Below are 707 nucleotides of genomic sequence, written 5' to 3'. Positions count from 1 at the left end.
GTGCTGGCCTCGTTCCGGGCCACGAGCGCCCGCTATGTCGGCGATCCGGATTTCGAGCGGCTGATCGAGTTGATGACCCGTTCGAGCCCCGAATTTCGTGCCTGGTGGCCGCAGCGCGACGTCGCGCATCGGTTGTCGGGGGTGAAACATGTCCGGCACCCGAGCGCGGGCGCCATGACCTTCGAGCATATGAGCCTGTCGATCGGCGACGGCTCGGACATGAAGCTGATCGTCTACACGCCGTTAGCCGAGCAGAATTCGATCGCCAAGCTGCAGGCATTGCTGGACGCGCTGCCGGCCGAGCGGCGCAGCGCCTGAGGTTGGCTGGCGTCCCCCTCGGCTTCGTCATCCACGGGCGAAGCGGACGCGGAGACCCGAGGATCCATGCCGGGACGTTTGCCGAAGAGTACTACGGAGCAGAATTTGGACCTTTGCGGCGCGTTGAAGTCGCGGCATGGATTGTAGGGTCTGCGCCGCGTCGCTTCGCTCCTTGCTTCGCCCTAGAATGACGAAACCATTTAGCCCTTCGGCTTCAGCCCATCGAGGAACAACTGCTCGAGAAATCTTGCCGCATCCTCGAAGCGGCCGTCGCCGCCACGGTTCGGTCCGAGCACGGCGCGGACCTGGACGTCGAAATCGGCATAATGCTGCGTCGTCGCCCAGATCGAGAAGATCAGGTGCCACGGGTCGGTCTTGGCGATCTTGCC

Annotated in this window: 1 protein-coding gene and 1 pseudogene; one reads left to right on the top strand and one right to left on the bottom strand. The window is 63.8% G+C overall.

What is annotated here, in order from left to right:
- A pseudogene (locus ENZ74_RS33500) lies at positions 1–318 on the top strand (transcriptional regulator); the annotation flags it as partial.
- A gap of 200 nt (positions 319–518) precedes the next feature.
- Here ENZ74_RS33500 and ENZ74_RS33495 read toward each other — a convergent pair.
- A partial coding sequence (locus ENZ74_RS33495; RefSeq protein ID WP_206522404.1) for a TetR family transcriptional regulator C-terminal domain-containing protein occupies positions 519–707 on the bottom strand: 189 nt, incomplete at its 5' end.

Origin of the sequence: Mesorhizobium sp. M7A.F.Ca.CA.002.15.2.1 (assembly GCF_003998715.1) — a bacterium.
Classification (GTDB): Bacteria; Pseudomonadota; Alphaproteobacteria; order Rhizobiales; family Rhizobiaceae; genus Mesorhizobium; species Mesorhizobium ciceri.
Note: the sequence above shows the minus strand (reverse complement) of the source record. Positions and strands in the feature narration are given on the sequence as shown.